We start from the raw sequence: 17,536 nt of genomic DNA, 5'->3' as shown, positions 1-17,536 counted from the left end.
GCGTGCGAGCGGTACAGCGAAGGCGCGCGCCCCAGTGGTGAGGGACGAGGCGCGCGGCGCAGCAATCAGGCGGCCTTGCGCTCGTAGAACGTCAGGGGAGCGGCTTGCGGCATGGCTGTTGGGTGCGCATGGCTCACGCCGCAGTGCGTGGCGCAAGCGCCGCTTTGCGCCATCACTTCGCGCACGGATTCCTCGCACTTGCCGCAGCAGGTCGCGACGCCGAGTTCGAACTGCAACTCGTCGAAAGAGTCCATGCCTTCCGCGATGGAGGCGCGGATCGTTCGGTCGGAGACGGACTTGCACACGCAGACAATCATGATGGACCGCAATAAAGAGAGTTAATGCGAATTATTATCATTATGTTTGCCGGCTTTGGCAAGCATGCAGACAGATTTTTTGTAACAGAACCAGACCCTTAGTACGGGTTTTGCGTGCGATCAATATGGACAGGCGCCCGGAGGGTTGCCGGGAAATGGGGCTGGAAGGCAGAAGCCTGGAGTGAGGCGCGCGCGGGGAGCGGGGCCGGGCGCGGGCGGCCCGGAGGGTGTTCAGGCGGCGTTGACTTCGGGTTCGCGCGTGCGCGGCGAGGGGATGCTCACGCATTCGACCTGCGCCTCGATGCCGAGCAAGACCGCCGCAAGCGTGCGCAGATGCGCGCCGTCGCTGGTCGAGCAGAAGCGCGCCGGCGTGCCTGCGGCTGCGCTGGCGCCTGCGTCGTCGGCCGGATGCGCACGCAATCCATGCTGATCGAGCACACGCTCGAGCTGGCGCGCGATCGCCACGCTCGTATCCACGAGCGTCATGCGTTCGCCCACGATCGAGCGGATGGCCGCATCGAGAAAGGGGTAGTGCGTGCAGCCGAGCACGAGCGTGTCCGCGCCCGCGTCGAGCATCGGCTGCACATAGCCGCGCAGCAGCTCGACGAGCGCCGGCGAATTCACGTCGCAGCGTTCGACCGCCTCCACGAGTCCGTGGCCCGGCTGGCACAGCACGCGCAGATCGGCGGCGTGGCGCTCGACCAGCGCCTGAAAGCGCGCGCTGCGCAGCGTCACCGGGGTGGCGAGCACGCCTGCCACGCGCGATTTAGACAGCGCGGCCGCAGGCTTGATGCCGGGCTCCACGCCCACGAGCGGGACCGCGAGCCGCTCGCGCACGAGCGCGATCGACTGTGCGGTGGCGGTATTGCAGGCCACCACGAGCGCCTTGGCGCCCTGCGCGACGAGCCATTCGCAGATGGCGAGCGTGCGGTCGGCGATGAAGTCGTCGTCGCGCTTGCCATAGGGCGCATAGCGCGAGTCGGCCACGTAGATGAGGCGTTCGGCGGGCAATTGCGCGCGCACGGCGCGCAGCACCGAGAGGCCGCCAAGCCCGGAATCGAAGATGCCGATGGGCGCGGCGCAGGAAGAAGCCGGAGCGTTCAAGTGAGTGATCAGGATTGCGCGGAACCCATCGCCGATTGCTGATAGTTCTGGATGCCGACCTTGTCGATGAGATCGAGCTGGGTTTCGAGCCAGTCGATGTGTTCTTCAGTGTCGTTGAGGATCGTCACGAAAATCTCACGCGAGACGAAGTCGCGCACCGATTCGCAGTAGGCGATGGCTTCCTTGCAGGTGGTCTGAGAAATCTGCTCGAGCTTCAGATCGCATTCGAGGACTTCCTTGGTTTCCTCGCCGATCAGCAGCTTGTGCAGGTCTTGCAGATTGGGCAGGCCGTCGAGCATGAAAACGCGCTCGATGAGCAGGTCGGCGTGCTTCATTTCGCCGATCGACTCCTCGTACTCGTGCTTGCCGAGCTTTTCGAGGCCCCAGTGCTTGTACATGCGCGCATGCAGGAAATACTGATTGATGGCGGTCAGCTCGTTCTTGAGCTGCGCGTTCAGGTATTCGATGACTTTTTTATCGCCTTGCATGATGTTCCGTCCTTTTTGGGGCGTGCGGTTTTCAACCACGGGGTTTAGCCACGGGAGTCAAACGCGGGTTTCCAACAATAAACGCTCGATCCGCAAAAGCCAAGGCCGAATCCGCATGGAAATCGGGCGTGAATCAGACCGTTTCACGTCGATCAATAAAAAACCGGGGCGCCAGGCCCCGGTTTTTTTGCATCGGCTGAATCAGCCGTGCATCAAGCCGTCGCGACCGGAATCTTGCCGATCTTCGCTTGCCATTCGGCGGGGCCGGTCTTGTGGACCGAGGTTCCCGACGAGTCCACCGCGACCGTCACCGGCATGTCCTGCACGTCGAATTCGTAGATGGCTTCCATGCCGAGGTCTTCGAACGCGAGGACCTTCGAGCCGCGGATCGCCTTCGAAACGAGGTACGCCGCGCCGCCCACGGCCATCAGGTACGCGGCCTTGTGCTTCTTGATCGCCTCGATCGCCACGGGGCCGCGCTCGGCCTTGCCCACCATCGAGATGAGGCCCGTTTGCGAGAGCATCAGCTCGGTGAACTTGTCCATGCGGGTGGCGGTGGTGGGGCCTGCCGGGCCAACCACTTCGTCGCGCACCGGATCGACCGGGCCCACGTAGTAGATCACGCGGTTCTTGAAGTCCACCGGCAGCTTCTCGCCCTTGGCGAGCATGTCGGCGATGCGCTTGTGCGCCGCGTCGCGGCCCGTGAGCATCTTGCCCGAGAGCAGCAGCGTCTGGCCCGGCTTCCACGAAGCCACTTCTTCGGGCGTGAGCGTGTTCAGATCGACGCGCTTGCTGGTTTCCGTGTTCGGCTCCCAGTTGACCTTCGGCCAGGCGTCGAGCGAGGGCGCTTCGAGCTTCGCGGGACCCGAGCCGTCGAGCACGAAGTGCGCGTGACGCGTGGCGGCGCAGTTCGGGATCATCGCAACGGGCTTCGAAGCCGCGTGCGTGGGCGCTGCGTGAATCTTCACGTCGAGCACGGTGGCGAGACCGCCCAGACCCTGCGCGCCGATGCCGAGCGCGTTGACCTTCTCGTGCAGTTCGACGCGCAGCTCTTCGACCCAGTCCTTCGGGCCGCGCTTGATGATGTCCTGAATGTCGATGGACTCCATCAACGATTCCTTCGCCATCAGCATCGCTTTTTCAGCGGTGCCGCCGATGCCGATGCCGAGCATGCCCGGCGGGCACCAGCCCGCGCCCATCGTCGGCACGGTCTTGAGCACCCAGTCGACGATCGAGTCGGACGGGTTCAGCATCACGAACTTCGACTTGTTCTCCGAGCCGCCGCCCTTGGCCGCAACCTGCACGTCGACCTTGTCGCCCGGCACGATCTCGTAGTGGATCACGGCAGGCGTGTTGTCCTTCGTGTTCTTGCGGCCGCCTTCGGGCGGCGAAACGATCGAGGCGCGCAGCACGTTGTCCGGGTTGAGGTAACCGCGGCGCACGCCTTCGTTGATCATGTCGGTCACGCCCATCGTGGCGCCGTCCCAGCGCACATCCATGCCGACCTTCACGAAGATCGTGACGATGCCGGTGTCCTGGCAGATCGGGCGCTTACCTTCAGCGCACATGCGGCTGTTCGTGAGGATCTGCGCGATCGCGTCCTTCGCGGCCGGGCTCTGTTCGAGCTCGTACGCGCGGCCGAGCGCCTCGATGTAATCCTGCGGATGGTAGTAGCTGATGTATTGCAGCGAATCCGCAATGCTCTGGATCAGGTCTTCCTGTTTGATGACGGTCATGGCTGGCTTCTGTGGGGACAGTGGGGTTTCGAATCGTGTAAATCGTGCAAGCGTGGATGCGGCGCGCCGGGTGGCTATTCCGACGTTGCGGCCTCGCGCACCACGGTGCCTTGCGGCGCCGGATGGCGCGCGGCGAGGTCGTGATAGTGCTCGGGGTGCGTATGCGTGGTGATGCGGTCGATCCACGCCATCACGAGCGCGGAGAGCAGGAAGGCGATGTGAATCGCCACTTGCCAGATCACCGTGCGCTCGGACACCGCATCGGGATTGATGAAGGTTTTCAGCAGATGTATCGACGAAATGCTGATGAGCGCCATCGCGAGCTTCACCTTGAGCACGCCGGCGTTCACGTGGTCGAGCCATTCGGGCTCGTCGGGATGGCCTTCGAGGCCCATGCGCGAAACGAAGGTTTCGTAGCCGCCCACGATCACCATGATCAGCAGGTTCGAGATCATCACCACGTCGATCAGGCCGAGCACGGCGAGCATGATGCTGGTCTCGTCGAGCGACATGGCATGGCTCACGAGGTGCCAGACTTCCTTCACGAACAGCACGCAATAGACGGTTTGTCCGACGATCAGCCCGAGATAGAGCGGCACCTGGAGCCAGCGGCTCATGAAGATGATGCTGGGCAGCAGGCCCATGCGGCGGGGACGAGCGGCGGAAGGCGGCTGATGGCGTGCAGCGGACATGGATGTTTCTGGAGTGGCGAAAATCGGGCGCAAACCTGTGGCCGGGAGGGCCGGGCGGGCGTCATTGTAACGCGTCGGCGCGCCGCTTCGCCGCGATGCCGGCAGGTCGTCCTTACAGAATAATTACGACGCCACGGGCGGCGGCCGGCGGATCTTGAGGCTCGCGAGCGCGATGCCGCCGATCACGCAGGCCAGCGCGATGCCGTGCGCGGGCGTGGGCCGCTCGCCGAGAAAGGCGATGCCGTATAGCGCCGCGGCTACCGGCAGCACAGCGGAAAACACGCCCGCGACGCTGCCCGGCACGTGGCGGATGCCCATCATCCAGAGGCAGAACGAGAACACGCTGGCCGAGAGCCCATACCAGATCACGAGGGCCCAGACGCTCGCGGGCACGCTTGCATGAGCGCTCGACATGACGAACGACACCATGCCCGGCAGCCCGACCGGCAGCATCAGCAAGAAGCCGAACAGGTGGGTGTAGGCGCAGATTTCGAGCGGAGCGAGCGTTTGCGTGAGGCGGCGCGAAAGGATCACGTAGAACGATTCGCAGCACACCGCGCCCAGCACCATCAGGTTGCCCGCGAAGTTGTCATCGAACGATCCGGCGTTTTGCGCGCCGCTGCCCGCATGCGCGAGAGTGATGACGGCAATGCCCGCGATGGCGAGCGCAATCGAAGCGAACGCCCGTGCGTCGGGTCGCTCGCGCAGGAACAGCCACGAGAACAGCGCGACCACCGCAGGGATCGTGCTGGTGATGACACCGGCGGCAACCGCGCTCGTGCGATGCACGCCGCCGAGCATCAACAGCGTAAACCCGAATGTACCGAAGAGGGCCTGAAGGAACAGATTGAGCCATTCGCCGCGCTTCACGCGCCGCATGCGCGCGACGCGCAGCAGGGGCCAGAGCACCGCGAGCGCGATGACGAAGCGCAGCAGCGCGAACATCGGAACAGGCAGAAACGCAACGATTGTTTTGCCGATGCCGACATTGCTGCCCACCAGCAGCATCGCGGCGACGAGGAAAAAGGAATAGCGGTTCAAGCTGGAATCCGGGCACACAGATCAGTTAGCATTCTAAATGTCCGCTTAACTTTTACTGACTGTCATCGCGCGGCGGTGCGCGTAAGTAGCGGGTAAGTTGCCATGTTTAACCTTGCGTGCGTGAGTTCGCGCGCGGACTCATGCAACGCGAGGCGTGCCGGGAAGCCCGGCCGCGGGAATGAAAAATGCCGCATTCACGCCGGTGCATCAGAACATCGGAGCCATGGCGTGGCGGCGCAAGGAGACGGCGCGCGGCAGGTATCGAAGATCCTGCGCGCGTCCACGAGTTTGACGTTTCATCTTCACCAAGGGGTTGTCGATGTCTGCGATTGAATCGGTTCTTCAGGAACATCGCGTGTTTGCGCCGTCCGCGCAAACGGTGGCGGACGCTACGGTGTCCGGCATGGACGCATACAAGGCTTTGTGCGCCGAAGCCGAACGCGATTACGAGGGTTTCTGGGCGCGTCTCGCGCGCGAAACGCTGACGTGGCAAAAGCCCTTCACGAAGGTGCTCGACGAGTCGAAGGCGCCGTTCTACACCTGGTTCGAGGACGGCGAGCTCAACGCCTCGTACAACAGCCTCGACCGCCACGTGGAAGCGGGCAACGGCGAGCGCGTCGCGATCATCTTCGAAGCCGACGACGGCACCGTCACCAACGTGACCTACCAGGACCTGCTCTCGCGCGTCTCGCGCTTCGCCAACGCCTTGAAAAAACGCGGCGTGAAGCAGGGCGACCGCGTGGTCATCTACATGCCGATGTCGGTTGAAGGCGTGGTGGCGATGCAGGCCTGCGCACGCATCGGCGCGACGCACTCGGTGGTGTTCGGCGGCTTCTCGTCGAAGTCGCTCAACGAACGCATGGTGGACGTGGGCGCGGTCGCGCTCATCACCGCCGACGAGCAGATGCGCGGCGGCAAGGCGCTGCCGCTGAAGAACATCGCCGACGAAGCCATCGCCATGGGCGGCTGCGAAGCCGTGCAGAGCGTGATCGTCTACCAGCGCACGGGCGGCAAGGTCGGCTGGACCGAAGGCCGCGACCACTGGATGCACGAGCTTTCGGCTGCCGGGAGCGACACCTGCCCGCCGGTGCCGGTGAGCGCGGAGCACCCGCTCTTCATCCTCTACACCTCGGGCTCGACCGGCAAGCCCAAGGGCGTGCAGCACAGCACGGGCGGCTATCTGCTGTGGGCCGCGCAGACCATGAAGTGGACCTTCGACTCGAAGCCCGCGGACGTGTTCTGGTGCACGGCCGACATCGGCTGGGTCACGGGCCACAGCTATATCGCCTACGGGCCGCTCACGATCGGCGCGACGCAGGTCATGTTCGAGGGCATCCCCACGTACCCGAACGCGGGCCGCTTCTGGGAGATGATCCAGAAGCACAAGGTCACCGTGTTCTACACCGCGCCCACGGCCATCCGCTCGCTGATCAAGTCCGCGGAAGCCGATGCGAAGGTGCACCCGAAGAGCTATGACCTCACATCGCTGCGCATCCTCGGCACGGTGGGAGAGCCGATCAACCCCGAAGCATGGATGTGGTACTACGAGAACGTGGGCGGCAAGCGCTGCCCGATCGTCGACACGTGGTGGCAGACCGAAACCGGTGGCCACATGATCACGCCGCTGCCGGGCGCGACGCCGCTCGTGCCGGGCTCGTGCACGCTGCCGCTGCCGGGCATCATGGCGGCGATCGTCGACGAAACGGGCCAGGACGTGCCCAACGGGCAGGGCGGCATTCTCGTGGTGAAGCGCCCGTGGCCCGCGATGATCCGCAACGTGTGGGGGCAGCCTGAGCGCTACAGGTCGGGCTACTTCCCCGAGGAACTCGGCGGCAAGCTGTACCTCGCGGGCGACGGCAGCGTGCGCGACAAGGAAACCGGCTACTTCACGATCATGGGCCGCATCGACGACGTGCTGAACGTCTCGGGCCACCGCCTGGGCACGATGGAGATCGAGTCGGCGCTGGTGGCGAACCCGCTGGTGGCCGAAGCCGCCGTGGTGGGGCGCCCCGACGACACGACCGGCGAAGCCGTGGTGGCGTTCGTGGTGCTCAAGGCCGCGCGCCCGCACGGCGACGATGCGGTGAAGCTCGCCGCAGAACTGCGCGCGTGGGTGGGCAAGGAGATCGGGCCGATCGCGAAACCGAAGGACATCCGCTTCGGCGAGAACCTGCCGAAGACGCGCTCGGGCAAGATCATGCGGCGCCTCTTGCGCTCGCTCGCGAAGGGCGAGGCGATCACCCAGGACGTCTCCACGCTGGAAAACCCGGCGATTCTCGATCAGCTTGGCGAGGCGCTTTGAGCGTTGCTTGATTGACGGATCGCGTGCTAATGCACTCGATCCGATCCCGGCAAGGCCGGATGTCCCCGATTGCCGGCCACGCGCGTTTTTGCTACACAAGCGCATGGCCGCGCCAGATAATCCTCCAAAAAACAACCTCAACGCCTTGCCCGAGCCGCCGCCGGTGAGCGAGGCGATGGCGCTCGCGCATCGGCGCTACTGGCGCTTCAACCTCGTGCTGATCGTTGTGCTCATGAGCATCGGCTTTGCGGTGTCGTTCGTCGTGCCGCTGTTCGCGCGCGCGCTCGACAGCCTGCGCTTCGCGGGCTTCAGCCTGCCGTTTTATATCGGCGCGCAAGGGGCGATCCTCGTTTATATCGGGCTCGTGGCGCTCTACATCGTGCTGATGCAGCGCGCCGACCGCGAACTGCAGGCCGCGCGTGAAGCCGATGCGGCCATTCGCGAGGCCAGTCAGGCGCAGCAACGATGAGGCTCGCGCACCGGCTGATCCGCTCCTACGCGCTCTATATGCTCGGCTTTCTCGGCTTCATCTTCGTGATGTGGCGCATCGAGCTTGCCACCGGCCCCGGCATGTGGATCGGCTACGTGTTCCTGTTCGTGCCGATTGCGGTCTACGCCGTCATCGGGCTGCTCTCGCGCACCTCGGATCTCGTCGAGTACTACGTCGCGGGACGCCGCGTGCCATCGTTCTTCAACGGCATGGCGACGGCCGCGGACTGGCTCTCGGCAGCCTCGTTCATCGGCCTCGCGGGCTCGCTCTACGCGAGCGGCTACGACGGCCTCGCTTACCTGATGGGGTGGACGGGCGGCTACTGCCTCGTCGCATTCCTGCTCGCGCCCTACGTGCGCAAGCTCGCGCGCTATACCATCGCGGACTTCCTCGGCACGCGCTTCTCCAGCAACCTCGTGCGCGCGCTCGCCGTGCTGGCCACTATCATCTGCTCGTTCGTCTATCTCGTCGCGCAGATCCAGGGCGTGGGGCTGATCGCGGTGCGCTTCATCGGCGTCGACTTCGCCATTGGCATCTTTTGCGGGCTCGCCGGCATTCTCGTGTGCTCATTTCTGGGCGGCATGCGCGCGGTCACGTGGACCCAGGTGGCGCAATACATCATCCTGATCGCGGCGATGCTGATCCCGGTTTCGTTGATCGCGCATCGAAATGGCCTGGGCTGGCTGCCGCAATTCGATTACGGCAAGGTGATGCAGCGCGTGGAGACGCTCGAGCGCGAAGTGCGCGACACCAGCGCGGAGACCAACGTGCGCGACGAGTACGCGCATCGAGCCGCGCTCTGGCAATCGCGGCTCGATGCGCTGCCGCAGTCGTACACGGAAGAGAAGACGCGCCTCGTCGATGCGCTCGCGAACATGCGCCGCCACAATGGCCCGCTGCGCGAGATCGATTCGCTCGAGCGCGAAATCGAGCGTTTCCCGCGCGACCCCGAAGCCGCACGCGTGGCGTGGACGCAGCAGCGCGATGACCTGCTCGCGCGCGCCGCGCCCCCCGTGCCGATGCATGAACCGTTTCCCGCCGATAGCGACGAAGCGCGGCGCATTCACGAACGCAATTTTTTGTCGCTGCTGCTGTGCCTCTCGCTCGGCACGGCGAGCCTGCCTCACATTCTTACGCGCTACAACACGACGACATCGGTGGCGTCGGCGCGGCGCTCGGTGGGATGGACGCTGTTCTTCGTCGCGCTGTTCTATTTGACGGTGCCGGTGCTGGCGGTGCTCATCAAGTTCGAGATCCTTTCGCACCTCACGGGGCTGCATTTCGCCGATTTGCCGCATTGGGTGATGCAATGGCGGCGCATGGAGCCGACCATGATCGGCATTGCCGATATCAATGGCGACGGCATCGTGCATTGGAGCGATATTCAGATGCAGCCGGATATGGTGGTGCTGGCCGCGCCGGAGATTGCGGGGCTGCCGTATGTGATGTCGGGGCTCGTGGCCTCGGGCGCGCTCGCGGCGGCGCTTTCCACGGCGGATGGGCTGCTGCTCACGATCTCGAACGTGCTTTCGCACGATGTGTACTACCACATGGTGGACCCGCATGCGTCGAGCCAGCGGCGCGTGACCATGTCGAAGATTCTGCTGCTGGGCGTGGCCTTGTTTGCTTCGTGGGTGGCTTCGCTCAATGCGGGAAATATTCTATTTCTGGTGGGGGCGGCGTTTTCGCTGGCGGCGTCGAGCCTGTTTCCGGTGCTCGTGCTGGGCGTGTTCTGGAAGCGCACGACACGGCTGGGCGCGGTGGCGGGGATGGTGGCTGGGCTGGCGGTGTGCGTCTATTACATTGTCTCGACGTATCCGTTTTTTACGCAGATCACAGGGTTCGAGGGGGCGCGCTGGTTTGGGATCGAGCCGATTAGCTCGGGGGTGTTTGGGGTACCGGCGGGGTTTCTGGCGACCATCATCGTGAGTTTGGTTGATAAGAAGCCGGATGAGTATTCGGTCGCGCTGGTGGATTATATTCGGCATCCCTAACCCGCTTCATAGCCGCACGCTTCGATAGCGGATTCGTGAGTTGAAAAGCAAAAACCCCATAAGTCGTTGACTTTATGGGGTTTTTTGCCAAATCATTCTGGCGGAGAGAGGGGGATTCGAACCCCCGATAGGCTATTAACCTATACACGCTTTCCAGGCGTGCGACTTAAACCGCTCATCCATCTCTCCGGCGGGAGTCGGATTATAGCAGAGTCTGGGCGTTGCGGGGGAGGCTGTCTGCAAACTTCGCGCCACCCAGTCACCCTCACAGCGCAGCGCGAATCCGCTCCGCCGTCACTTCAAGCTGAGCCTTGTCCGCCATATCGCGCGCATGCAGTCGCAGTTCCTCCCCCCGGCGGCGCGGAATGAGGTGAAAGTGCACGTGCGGCACAGTCTGACCCGCCGCCGCGCCGTTGAACTGGGCGATCATCAGCCCGTCCGGCGCGAGCGACTTGCGCACGGCCGCGGCCACTTTCTGCACCATCGCCATCGAGGCGGCCACCGCTTCGGGCGAGAGCTCGTAAATCTCCTCGGCCGGTTCCTTCGGCAGCACCAGCACGTGGCCCTCGGATTGCGGCATCACATCCATGATCGCGAGCGCCGCGTCGCTCTCGCACAGCTTGATGGAGGGGATTTCGCCGCGCAGGAGTTTCGCGAAGATGTTGTCGTCGTCGTAAGCCATGGGTTCCTCGGTAGTGTCTCGGGCGCGGCGCTTGCGTGCCGCAGCGTCGATTATCGCCCACGCCAGGCCGTCCGTCGGAGTTACTGCAGATTTTTTGAAGTGGGTGCATCATTAGAGGTATCGCAGCGTGCGCGACGAAGAAAAATGTCTTGAAAGCACCCTCTTGCATGGGATCGGAGTCAGGAGCTCTGCATGGGATCGGAATCATTGCCAAAGCAATTCCGGTCGATAGCCAAAGCGCCAACTCCGGTTTACACGGAGAACGTATGGCAACGACTGATCTCGAAGCAGCTCAACCCGCTCAATCTAGCCAATCCACCCGGCCGGCCCAGCCTGTCCAGCCCGCGCAGCACGTCGTGCCGCCGCAGCCCGTCGGTGGAGTCACCGCGTCGGGGGCCTCCCGGTTCGCCGGAGAACTGCTTGCGCGTGCCGACATCAGGCTCAACGGCACGCGCCCGTGGGACATGCGTATCCACAATCCGCAGGTGCTGGAGCGCGTGGTCGCGCTCGGCAACCTCGGCTTGGGCGAGGCGTACATGGACGATCAGTGGGATTGCGATCGGCTCGACGAATTCTTCGCGCACGTGCTGCGTGCGCATCTGGACGAACAGATCGATCCCGCCCGGCTGGTTTTCCACGCGCTTAAGGCGCGCCTCATGAACCGCCAGACGGTGCGCCGCGCGTGGAAGGTGGGGCAGCAGCACTACGATATCGGCAACGCGTTTTATGAGGCCATGCTCGACAAGCGCATGACCTACACCTGCGGCTACTGGTCGGGCGGCGCGAGGACGCTGGACGAAGCGCAGGAAGCCAAGCTCGATTTGATTTGCAGAAAGCTCGGGCTCGAGCCGGGCATGCGTCTGCTCGACATCGGCTGCGGCTGGGGCAGCCTCATGAAGTTTGCCGCCGAACGTTACGGCGTGTCCTGCGTGGGTGTCACGATCTCGAAGGAGCAGGCCGCGCTGGGCGCCGAGCGCTGCGAAGGCCTGCCCGTGGAATTCCGTCTGCAGGACTATCGTCTGCTCGACGAAAAATTCGATCGCATCGCGAGCGTGGGCATGTTCGAGCACGTCGGGCCCAAGAATTACCGCACCTATATGGAAGTGGCGCATCGCTGCCTCGTCGACGACGGCATCTTCTTGCTGCACACGATCGGCAAGAACCGCCGCGACACCACGCCCGATCCGTGGGTCGACAAATACATTTTCCCCAACGGCGAACTGCCCACCATCGGCCAGATCGCGGATGCCTCGGGCGGGCTTTTCGTCGTCGAGGATCTGCACAATTTCGGCGCCGATTACGACCGCACGCTGATGGCGTGGCACGCGAACTTCGAGGCTGCGTGGCCGCGTTTCGCGCCCGAAATGGGGCACCGTTTTTACCGCATGTGGCGCTACTATCTGCTGTCGTGCGCGGGCGCGTTTCGCGCGCGTGACATTCAGCTCTGGCAGTACGTGTTTTCGAAACACGGCCTGCTGGGCGGGTATCGCCGGCCGCAAGCCTGATTCATGCCGCGCTAGCGCATCACCGCGGTGACCGTCGCGATGCCGAGTATCGTCATCAGCACGGACGCGCACACGTGAATCGCGATTTCGCCCGCGGCCCAGCCGAGGCGGCCATGTTGCAGATGCGCGACCACTTCGGCGGAGAAACTCGAGAACGTCGACAGCCCGCCCATGCAGCCGGTGATGACGAACAGGCGCCACTGCGGCGAGACATCAGGCAGGCGCGCGAACACGGCCAGCGCCACGCCGATGATGTAGCCCGCGAGGATGTTGGATGCGAGCGTGCCGAGCGGCAGCGTGGGGAAAGCAGCGTTCAGGCGCAGGCTGAGCACCCAGCGCAGCAGCGAGCCGAGCGCGCCGCCAAGGCCGACGGCGAGAATCGAGAGATACATGGTGTGGAGTCGTTGTAGGCGCAAGGGGCGTCGACACTGGATGGCCAGTTGGCCGGTCGTTGCCTGCTGCAGGACGCGATATTGTCGCGCTTTCGACTCCGGAGTTTAGCACCGCGATAGCGCCGCAAGGCGCGCCCGGTTCGGCTCGCCCGCACGGTGTTGCTGGTGCGGGCGTTGCACGTCAATACGCGATGCAGACCGACTTCGTCTCGGTGTAGGCATCGATGACGGCGCGGCCGTGCTCGCGGCCGATGCCCGAGGCCTTGAAGCCGCCGAAGGGCAGCGCCGGATCCACCGCGTTGTGCGTGTTGACCCAGACGGTGCCGGCCTGCACCGCATCCACCACGCGCAGCGCGCGATCGAGCTGGTTGGTCCACACGCTCGCGCCGAGTCCATATTCGGAGGCGTTGGCGGCAGCGATGGCTTCTTCCACGTCGTCGTAAGGCATTGCTACGAGCACCGGGCCGAACACTTCCTCGCGCACCACTGTGAGCGGCTGGTTGGCGGCGTTCGCAATCACGGTGGGCTCGATGAAGTAGCCTGCACGATTGCCGTTGCCGCCGCCTGCCACGATCTCTGCGCCTTCCGCGCGGCCTTGCGCGATCATGCCGGCCACCTTGTCGCGATGGCGCGAGGAGACGAGCGGCCCCATCTGGGTGGCGGCGTCGAAGCCCGAGCCGAGCACGGTGTTGCGCGCCACTTGCGCGACGCCTTCGACGATTTCCTCGAAGCGCGCGCGCGGCACATAGAGGCGCGAGCCGGCGGTGCAGACCTGGCCGTGGTTGAAGAAGATCGCGCCCGCAGCGCCGTCGACGGCGCGTTGCAGGTCGCAGTCGTCGAGCACGATCACCGGGCTCTTGCCGCCCAGCTCCAGCGAGACGCGCTTGAGATCGTTCGCGCACTGCTTGCCGATGATGCGGCCCACTTCGGTGGAGCCCGTAAAGGTGACTTTGTCCACGCCCGCATGACGCACGAGCGCCGCACCCGCTGTCTCGCCCCGGCCGGTGACGACGTTGAACACGCCCGCCGGAAAGCCTGCTTCGTGCGCGAGTTCGGCCAGGCGGATCGCCGTGAGCGGCGTTTCCTCGGCGGGCTTGAGCACGACGGTGCAGCCGCAGGCGAGCGCGGGCGCGATTTTCCACACGGCCATCAGCAGAGGGAAATTCCACGGAACGATGGCGGCGACCACGCCCGCCGGCACGCGCCGCGTGGAGGCGTTGTAGCGCACGCCGGGCGGGAAGGCGAGAGAAAGGTCGACGGTGCTGCCTTCGATCTTGGTGGCCCAGCCCGCCATATAGCGCAGCCATTGCACGCTGCCGCCCACTTCGAGCATCTTCGAGAAGCCGAGCAGTTTGCCCTGGTTGAGCGTTTCCAGCGCGGCGAGTTCGTCGCCGTTGCGTTCGACGAGGTCGGCGAGCTTCAGGAGCAGGCGCTCGCGTTCGGAGGGCGGCAGGCGGCGCCACGGGCCGGCCTCGAAGGCGCGGCGCGCGGCGGTGACGGCCGCGTCGATGTCGGCATCGGCGGCGTCCGGCACCTGGGCGATTTCAGCGCCTGTGGCCGGATTGAAAACGGCGAACGTGCGGCTGTCGCCGCTGGCGCAAAAGCGGCCGTCGACGAACATCTGCGTGCGGATCGTGTGCGTGAAGTCCTGGCGGTCCATGGGGTTTCCTCGATTGGGTCCTGTGCTTGGGTGTCAACGAATGTCGATTCCGCCGCCCGATGGAAGGGCGTGCGCTGCGGAACGGGATGAGTACTGCGTGGTCGAGTACTGCGTGTGCAAGTACAGCTGTGCGGAATCCGGCGCGTGAACGTGAGGCCTGCGCCTTTGGCGGCGCGCCGCGAGTGTGCATGCGCACACGAGGTTGAGTGTGGCGCCCGCGAGAAAGAGCGTGTGGAAGCCGGGGCCGAAACCCCAGGAAGTCGTGGCCAACGCAGCGCCCGCGAGCATGCCCGCGTGGTGCGCAAAGCCGGGGCAGCCGGCCTGTGACGCGTGGCCGATGCGCAGGAGCGTCGGTAGCGTGAGCGCGTCGAGTACGGTGAACGCTGGCGCGGCGAATGCGGCCCACGGTGCGAGCGTATCGAGTGTGAGCGCGGCAAGCAACGCGCCGCGCAGCGCGAAGAGCGCCAGCAATGCGTAAAGGTGGTCGATACTTTCCGCAAGCAGGCCCAGGCCCGCCGCAGCGCCAAGCGAAACGGCCAACTGCGCGAGCGAGAAAGGTCCGCTGCCGCACACGGCGAAGAGCTGGAAGCGCGCGAGCACGCCGCTGGAAAGCCCAGCCAGCAGTGCGGGCACGAGCAGGGCAGCACTGCCTTGCAGCGCCGCAGTGAACTCTCGTTGTACGAGTTGACACGCAGTCCTATGAATTTGCCGGCGAGGCATGACGGATTCCGTGCGACGCGTCGGCAAGCTCGACCATGCCGCCGCAAACATCACGGGACCCGCCAAAGCAAGCGCGACTGGCATGCCGATCGGCAAAAAGCCTGTGCGTCCCCGCACGGCCGCTGCCGCCAGCGTCGCCATGACGAGGATGAGCGAGGTGGCCACCGGCACGGTGGCCCGCGAGACGAAGCAACGCGTGAGTGCCGCAGGTAGCAACACCATGGCAAAGAGCGCCGCAGCGCCGCCCGCGAATGCGGCAGCATGCGGGCCAATTTGCATCGCACCCAGCATGACGCTCGCCGCGAGCGCCGAGGCGCCGCCCGTCACTGCGCACCAAATCCAGGCGGCGGCGAGGGCATCCCGAATCTTCGGCGTCACGGAGCGGCGCGCGCGCGGCATCATCGCGAACTTACTGCTTGCCGTGACAGCACGACGGCGCGGCGCCCGCATCGGGTGCGCCGTCCTGCACGCTATGCGGGTCGCGCCCGCCCGGCAGATCCATCGCCGGATTGCCGTGGAAGAAGTTGTTCGGCTTGAGCATGAAGCCGGCGTATTCCACGGGCATGACCGGGAAGTCCTCGGGCTTGCATACATGCGTGTGGCCGAAACTGTGCCACAGCACGATGTCTTCGTTTTCCACGTTGCGGTTCGCTTCGATATAGCGCGGCAGGCCGTCGCCGCCCGCATGCTGATTGGGGTAATCGCCGCTCGCGTAGCGTTGCGTCGTGTCGTATGGCGTGACCCAGACATGACGCGTGGCGAAGCCGCCGCGCTGGCGCACCTTCGAGTTCGGGTCGGCGAGCATCAGCGGAGAATCGTTGATGATGAGCTTGTACCCAGGATTCGCGCCCACGCGGTTTTTCACGTTTGGATTCACGACTTTCCAGAAGCGTCCGGTTTGGCCGTTGGCGTTGCGCGCGGCTTCCTGCTCGGTCTTGAGCACGCGCTTCGTGGTATCGAAGACGTTGCCGTAGGGGTTCTGCGCACCCATCGGACGCGGCACGAACTCGTGCTCGGTCACGGAATTCTTCTCGCCGTCCACCATCATGTGCAGACGCGCGTTGAAAAAATGCTGGTGCGTCGGGCCGCCGAGGTTCTCGGTGACCATGCCGCCCCACGGATACGTGTCGCCATCCGCGACAGCCGAGGTCTGAATGATGCCCGTGAGCTTGCATTCGAGCTGGATCGTGCCGTCTTGATAGAAGTACCAGTAGAAGCCGTAGTCGTAATTGCCCACCGTCGCAAAGAACGAAATCACGAGACGGCGCGAGCGGCGCATCTCGAACACGCCGGTGCGGAATTCGTAGTGTTTCCAGAGCGTGCCGTAATCCTCTTCGTGCAGGCATACCGCGTTTTTCATCGTGAAGCTGTTGCCGAAATCGTCGGCGGACGGAATGTCGAAGTAGCGGATCGTGCCAAGGCAGTCACAACCGAGCTCGAGCTGGTTCGCCAGTTTGCCGAGGCCATACTCGCCCGCATCGAAGGCGCTTTTCCAGTAGTGGTTCGTGGTGGGATCGGAGTAGGGCACGCACATTTCCGTCACGCTCGCGCGGTAGACAATGGGGCGCGGCACGCTCTTGCCGTCGTCCCAGGCAATCTGGTGCAGCACCAGGCCTTCGCGCGGCGTGAAGCCCACGCGGAACGTCCAGTTTTGCCAACTGACCTGCCAGCCGTCGATCGCAAAGCTGGGTCCTTCGGGTTGGCTGATCGAAAGCGGTTTGACGGTGTCGCGAGGCTTGCCGATGCTTGGCGTGTCGTAGTTGTGCTTCGCGCGCGGGATTGGAATGATGCGGCCGTCGTCCACGAGCTCGATCACTTTCTGCTCGAGCAGGTCCACCACGGCCACTACGCCTTCGATCGGGTGCGCGTAGCCGTTGTCGGTGACGTTTTCGCGGTAGTAGCTCACGCAGCGCACGAGACGGCGGCCACCTTCGTTCGGGCGATCGAAGGCGCCTGCCGAGAACGGATCGACCTGCACGCGCGCGAGATCGTCTTCTGTGAGGCCGCGCCTCTTGACGGCCTCGCGCCACGCGAGGTCTTCCTTCACGATGCGCTCGGCGTTCATGAAATCTTCGATCATCACGGGCGGCTGGCCGAACGGCGAGTGGTGCAGTGCGAGCGCCTTGCGCGATTCCACTTTCTTTTCGCGCAGATCGACCACCAGTTCCAGTGTCTGGTTGCGCGTCCGATCGATGGCGATCGTGAACGCACGGCGCGAATAGTAGCTGCCGGGCCGGTACGCGAGCACTTCGGCCTTGGGCGGCTCTTGCAACTCGGTGACGGGAAAGCGCGCGTGTTCGTCGAGCTGTTCGGCGGCCTTCACAATGTCACAGGCGAGCTGCATTTCGATAAGGCTCAGCGGATCGAGCGGATGCGAGTTCGAAGTCGTGTTCATAAGCATTTCGTAAGAATG

General features: G+C 64.5%; 15 protein-coding genes and 1 tRNA gene. 4 read left to right on the top strand and 12 right to left on the bottom strand.

The window, feature by feature from the left end; all coding sequences use genetic code 11:
• Positions 1–65: 65 nt before the first annotated feature.
• From P5W99_RS09680 to P5W99_RS09655, 6 genes are all read right to left on the bottom strand, one after another.
• The gene (locus tag P5W99_RS09680; RefSeq protein ID WP_421024308.1) at positions 66–317 is read right to left on the bottom strand and encodes a (2Fe-2S)-binding protein; all 252 of its coding nucleotides are present in this window, start codon (positions 315–317) and stop codon (positions 66–68) included.
• 231 nt (positions 318–548) lie between these two features.
• Complete coding sequence (murI, locus tag P5W99_RS09675; RefSeq protein ID WP_421024307.1) at positions 549–1,421, bottom strand: glutamate racemase; 873 nt, start codon at positions 1,419–1,421, stop codon at positions 549–551.
• Positions 1,422–1,429: 8 nt separating this feature from the next.
• Positions 1,430–1,909, bottom strand: coding sequence for a bacterioferritin (gene bfr / locus P5W99_RS09670; protein WP_434660419.1), 480 nt, complete (start codon positions 1,907–1,909; stop codon positions 1,430–1,432).
• A gap of 212 nt (positions 1,910–2,121) precedes the next feature.
• Positions 2,122–3,645, bottom strand: a complete 1,524-nt coding sequence (locus tag P5W99_RS09665; protein ID WP_421024305.1) for a fumarate hydratase — start codon at positions 3,643–3,645, stop codon at positions 2,122–2,124.
• A gap of 74 nt (positions 3,646–3,719) precedes the next feature.
• Positions 3,720–4,337, bottom strand: coding sequence for a TIGR00645 family protein (locus P5W99_RS09660; protein WP_421024304.1), 618 nt, complete (start codon positions 4,335–4,337; stop codon positions 3,720–3,722).
• Positions 4,338–4,460: 123 nt separating this feature from the next.
• Positions 4,461–5,378 carry a DMT family transporter gene (locus P5W99_RS09655; RefSeq protein ID WP_434660416.1) on the bottom strand — a complete coding sequence of 306 codons (918 nt, stop codon included), beginning with the start codon at positions 5,376–5,378 and terminating at the stop codon, positions 4,461–4,463.
• Positions 5,379–5,697: 319 nt separating this feature from the next.
• On the opposite strand from P5W99_RS09655, the gene acs reads away from it, so the two are divergent.
• The 3 genes from acs (at position 5,698) to P5W99_RS09640 (ending at position 10,164) form a co-directional block, all read left to right on the top strand.
• The gene (acs, locus tag P5W99_RS09650; protein ID WP_421026650.1) at positions 5,698–7,680 is read left to right on the top strand and encodes an acetate--CoA ligase; all 1,983 of its coding nucleotides are present in this window, start codon (positions 5,698–5,700) and stop codon (positions 7,678–7,680) included.
• A gap of 103 nt (positions 7,681–7,783) precedes the next feature.
• Positions 7,784–8,149 (top strand): DUF4212 domain-containing protein, encoded by a 366-nt coding sequence (locus P5W99_RS09645; RefSeq protein WP_434660414.1) that lies wholly within the window; start codon positions 7,784–7,786, stop codon positions 8,147–8,149.
• Positions 8,146–10,164 (top strand): sodium:solute symporter family protein, encoded by a 2,019-nt coding sequence (locus tag P5W99_RS09640; protein WP_434660413.1) that lies wholly within the window; start codon positions 8,146–8,148, stop codon positions 10,162–10,164. Before P5W99_RS09645 ends, P5W99_RS09640 begins: the two co-directional genes overlap by 4 nt.
• A 98-nt stretch (positions 10,165–10,262) precedes the next feature.
• Here P5W99_RS09640 and P5W99_RS09635 read toward each other — a convergent pair.
• Together P5W99_RS09635 and P5W99_RS09630 are read right to left on the bottom strand one after the other, a co-directional pair.
• Positions 10,263–10,353 (bottom strand) — tRNA-Ser (locus P5W99_RS09635).
• 76 nt (positions 10,354–10,429) lie between these two features.
• Positions 10,430–10,846 carry an HIT family protein gene (locus P5W99_RS09630; protein ID WP_434660412.1) on the bottom strand — a complete coding sequence of 139 codons (417 nt, stop codon included), beginning with the start codon at positions 10,844–10,846 and terminating at the stop codon, positions 10,430–10,432.
• A 266-nt stretch (positions 10,847–11,112) separates the two neighbouring features.
• On the opposite strand from P5W99_RS09630, the gene cfa reads away from it, so the two are divergent.
• Positions 11,113–12,351: a cyclopropane fatty acyl phospholipid synthase gene (cfa, locus tag P5W99_RS09625; protein ID WP_434660411.1), complete on the top strand. Its 1,239-nt coding sequence runs from the start codon at positions 11,113–11,115 to the stop codon at positions 12,349–12,351.
• 11 nt (positions 12,352–12,362) lie between these two features.
• Here cfa and crcB read toward each other — a convergent pair whose 3' ends face one another.
• From crcB to P5W99_RS09605, 4 genes are all read right to left on the bottom strand, one after another.
• A complete protein-coding gene (crcB, locus tag P5W99_RS09620) occupies positions 12,363–12,743 on the bottom strand; it encodes a fluoride efflux transporter CrcB (RefSeq protein WP_421043496.1) in 381 nt (126 codons plus the stop codon).
• 181 nt (positions 12,744–12,924) lie between these two features.
• The gene (gene styD, locus P5W99_RS09615; RefSeq protein WP_434660409.1) at positions 12,925–14,403 is read right to left on the bottom strand and encodes a phenylacetaldehyde dehydrogenase StyD; all 1,479 of its coding nucleotides are present in this window, start codon (positions 14,401–14,403) and stop codon (positions 12,925–12,927) included.
• Positions 14,404–14,436: 33 nt separating this feature from the next.
• The gene (locus P5W99_RS09610) at positions 14,437–15,501 is read right to left on the bottom strand and encodes a hypothetical protein (RefSeq protein ID WP_434660407.1); all 1,065 of its coding nucleotides are present in this window, start codon (positions 15,499–15,501) and stop codon (positions 14,437–14,439) included.
• Positions 15,502–15,532: 31 nt separating this feature from the next.
• Positions 15,533–17,518 carry a primary-amine oxidase gene (locus P5W99_RS09605; RefSeq protein WP_434660405.1) on the bottom strand — a complete coding sequence of 662 codons (1,986 nt, stop codon included), beginning with the start codon at positions 17,516–17,518 and terminating at the stop codon, positions 15,533–15,535.
• Positions 17,519–17,536 lie beyond the last annotated feature (18 nt).

This window comes from Paraburkholderia sp. A3BS-1L (assembly GCF_051125215.1).
In the GTDB taxonomy this organism is placed as follows: Bacteria; Pseudomonadota; Gammaproteobacteria; order Burkholderiales; family Burkholderiaceae; genus Paraburkholderia.
The sequence above is the reverse complement of the archived record's forward strand: the minus strand, read 5'-3'. Positions and strand labels throughout refer to the sequence as shown.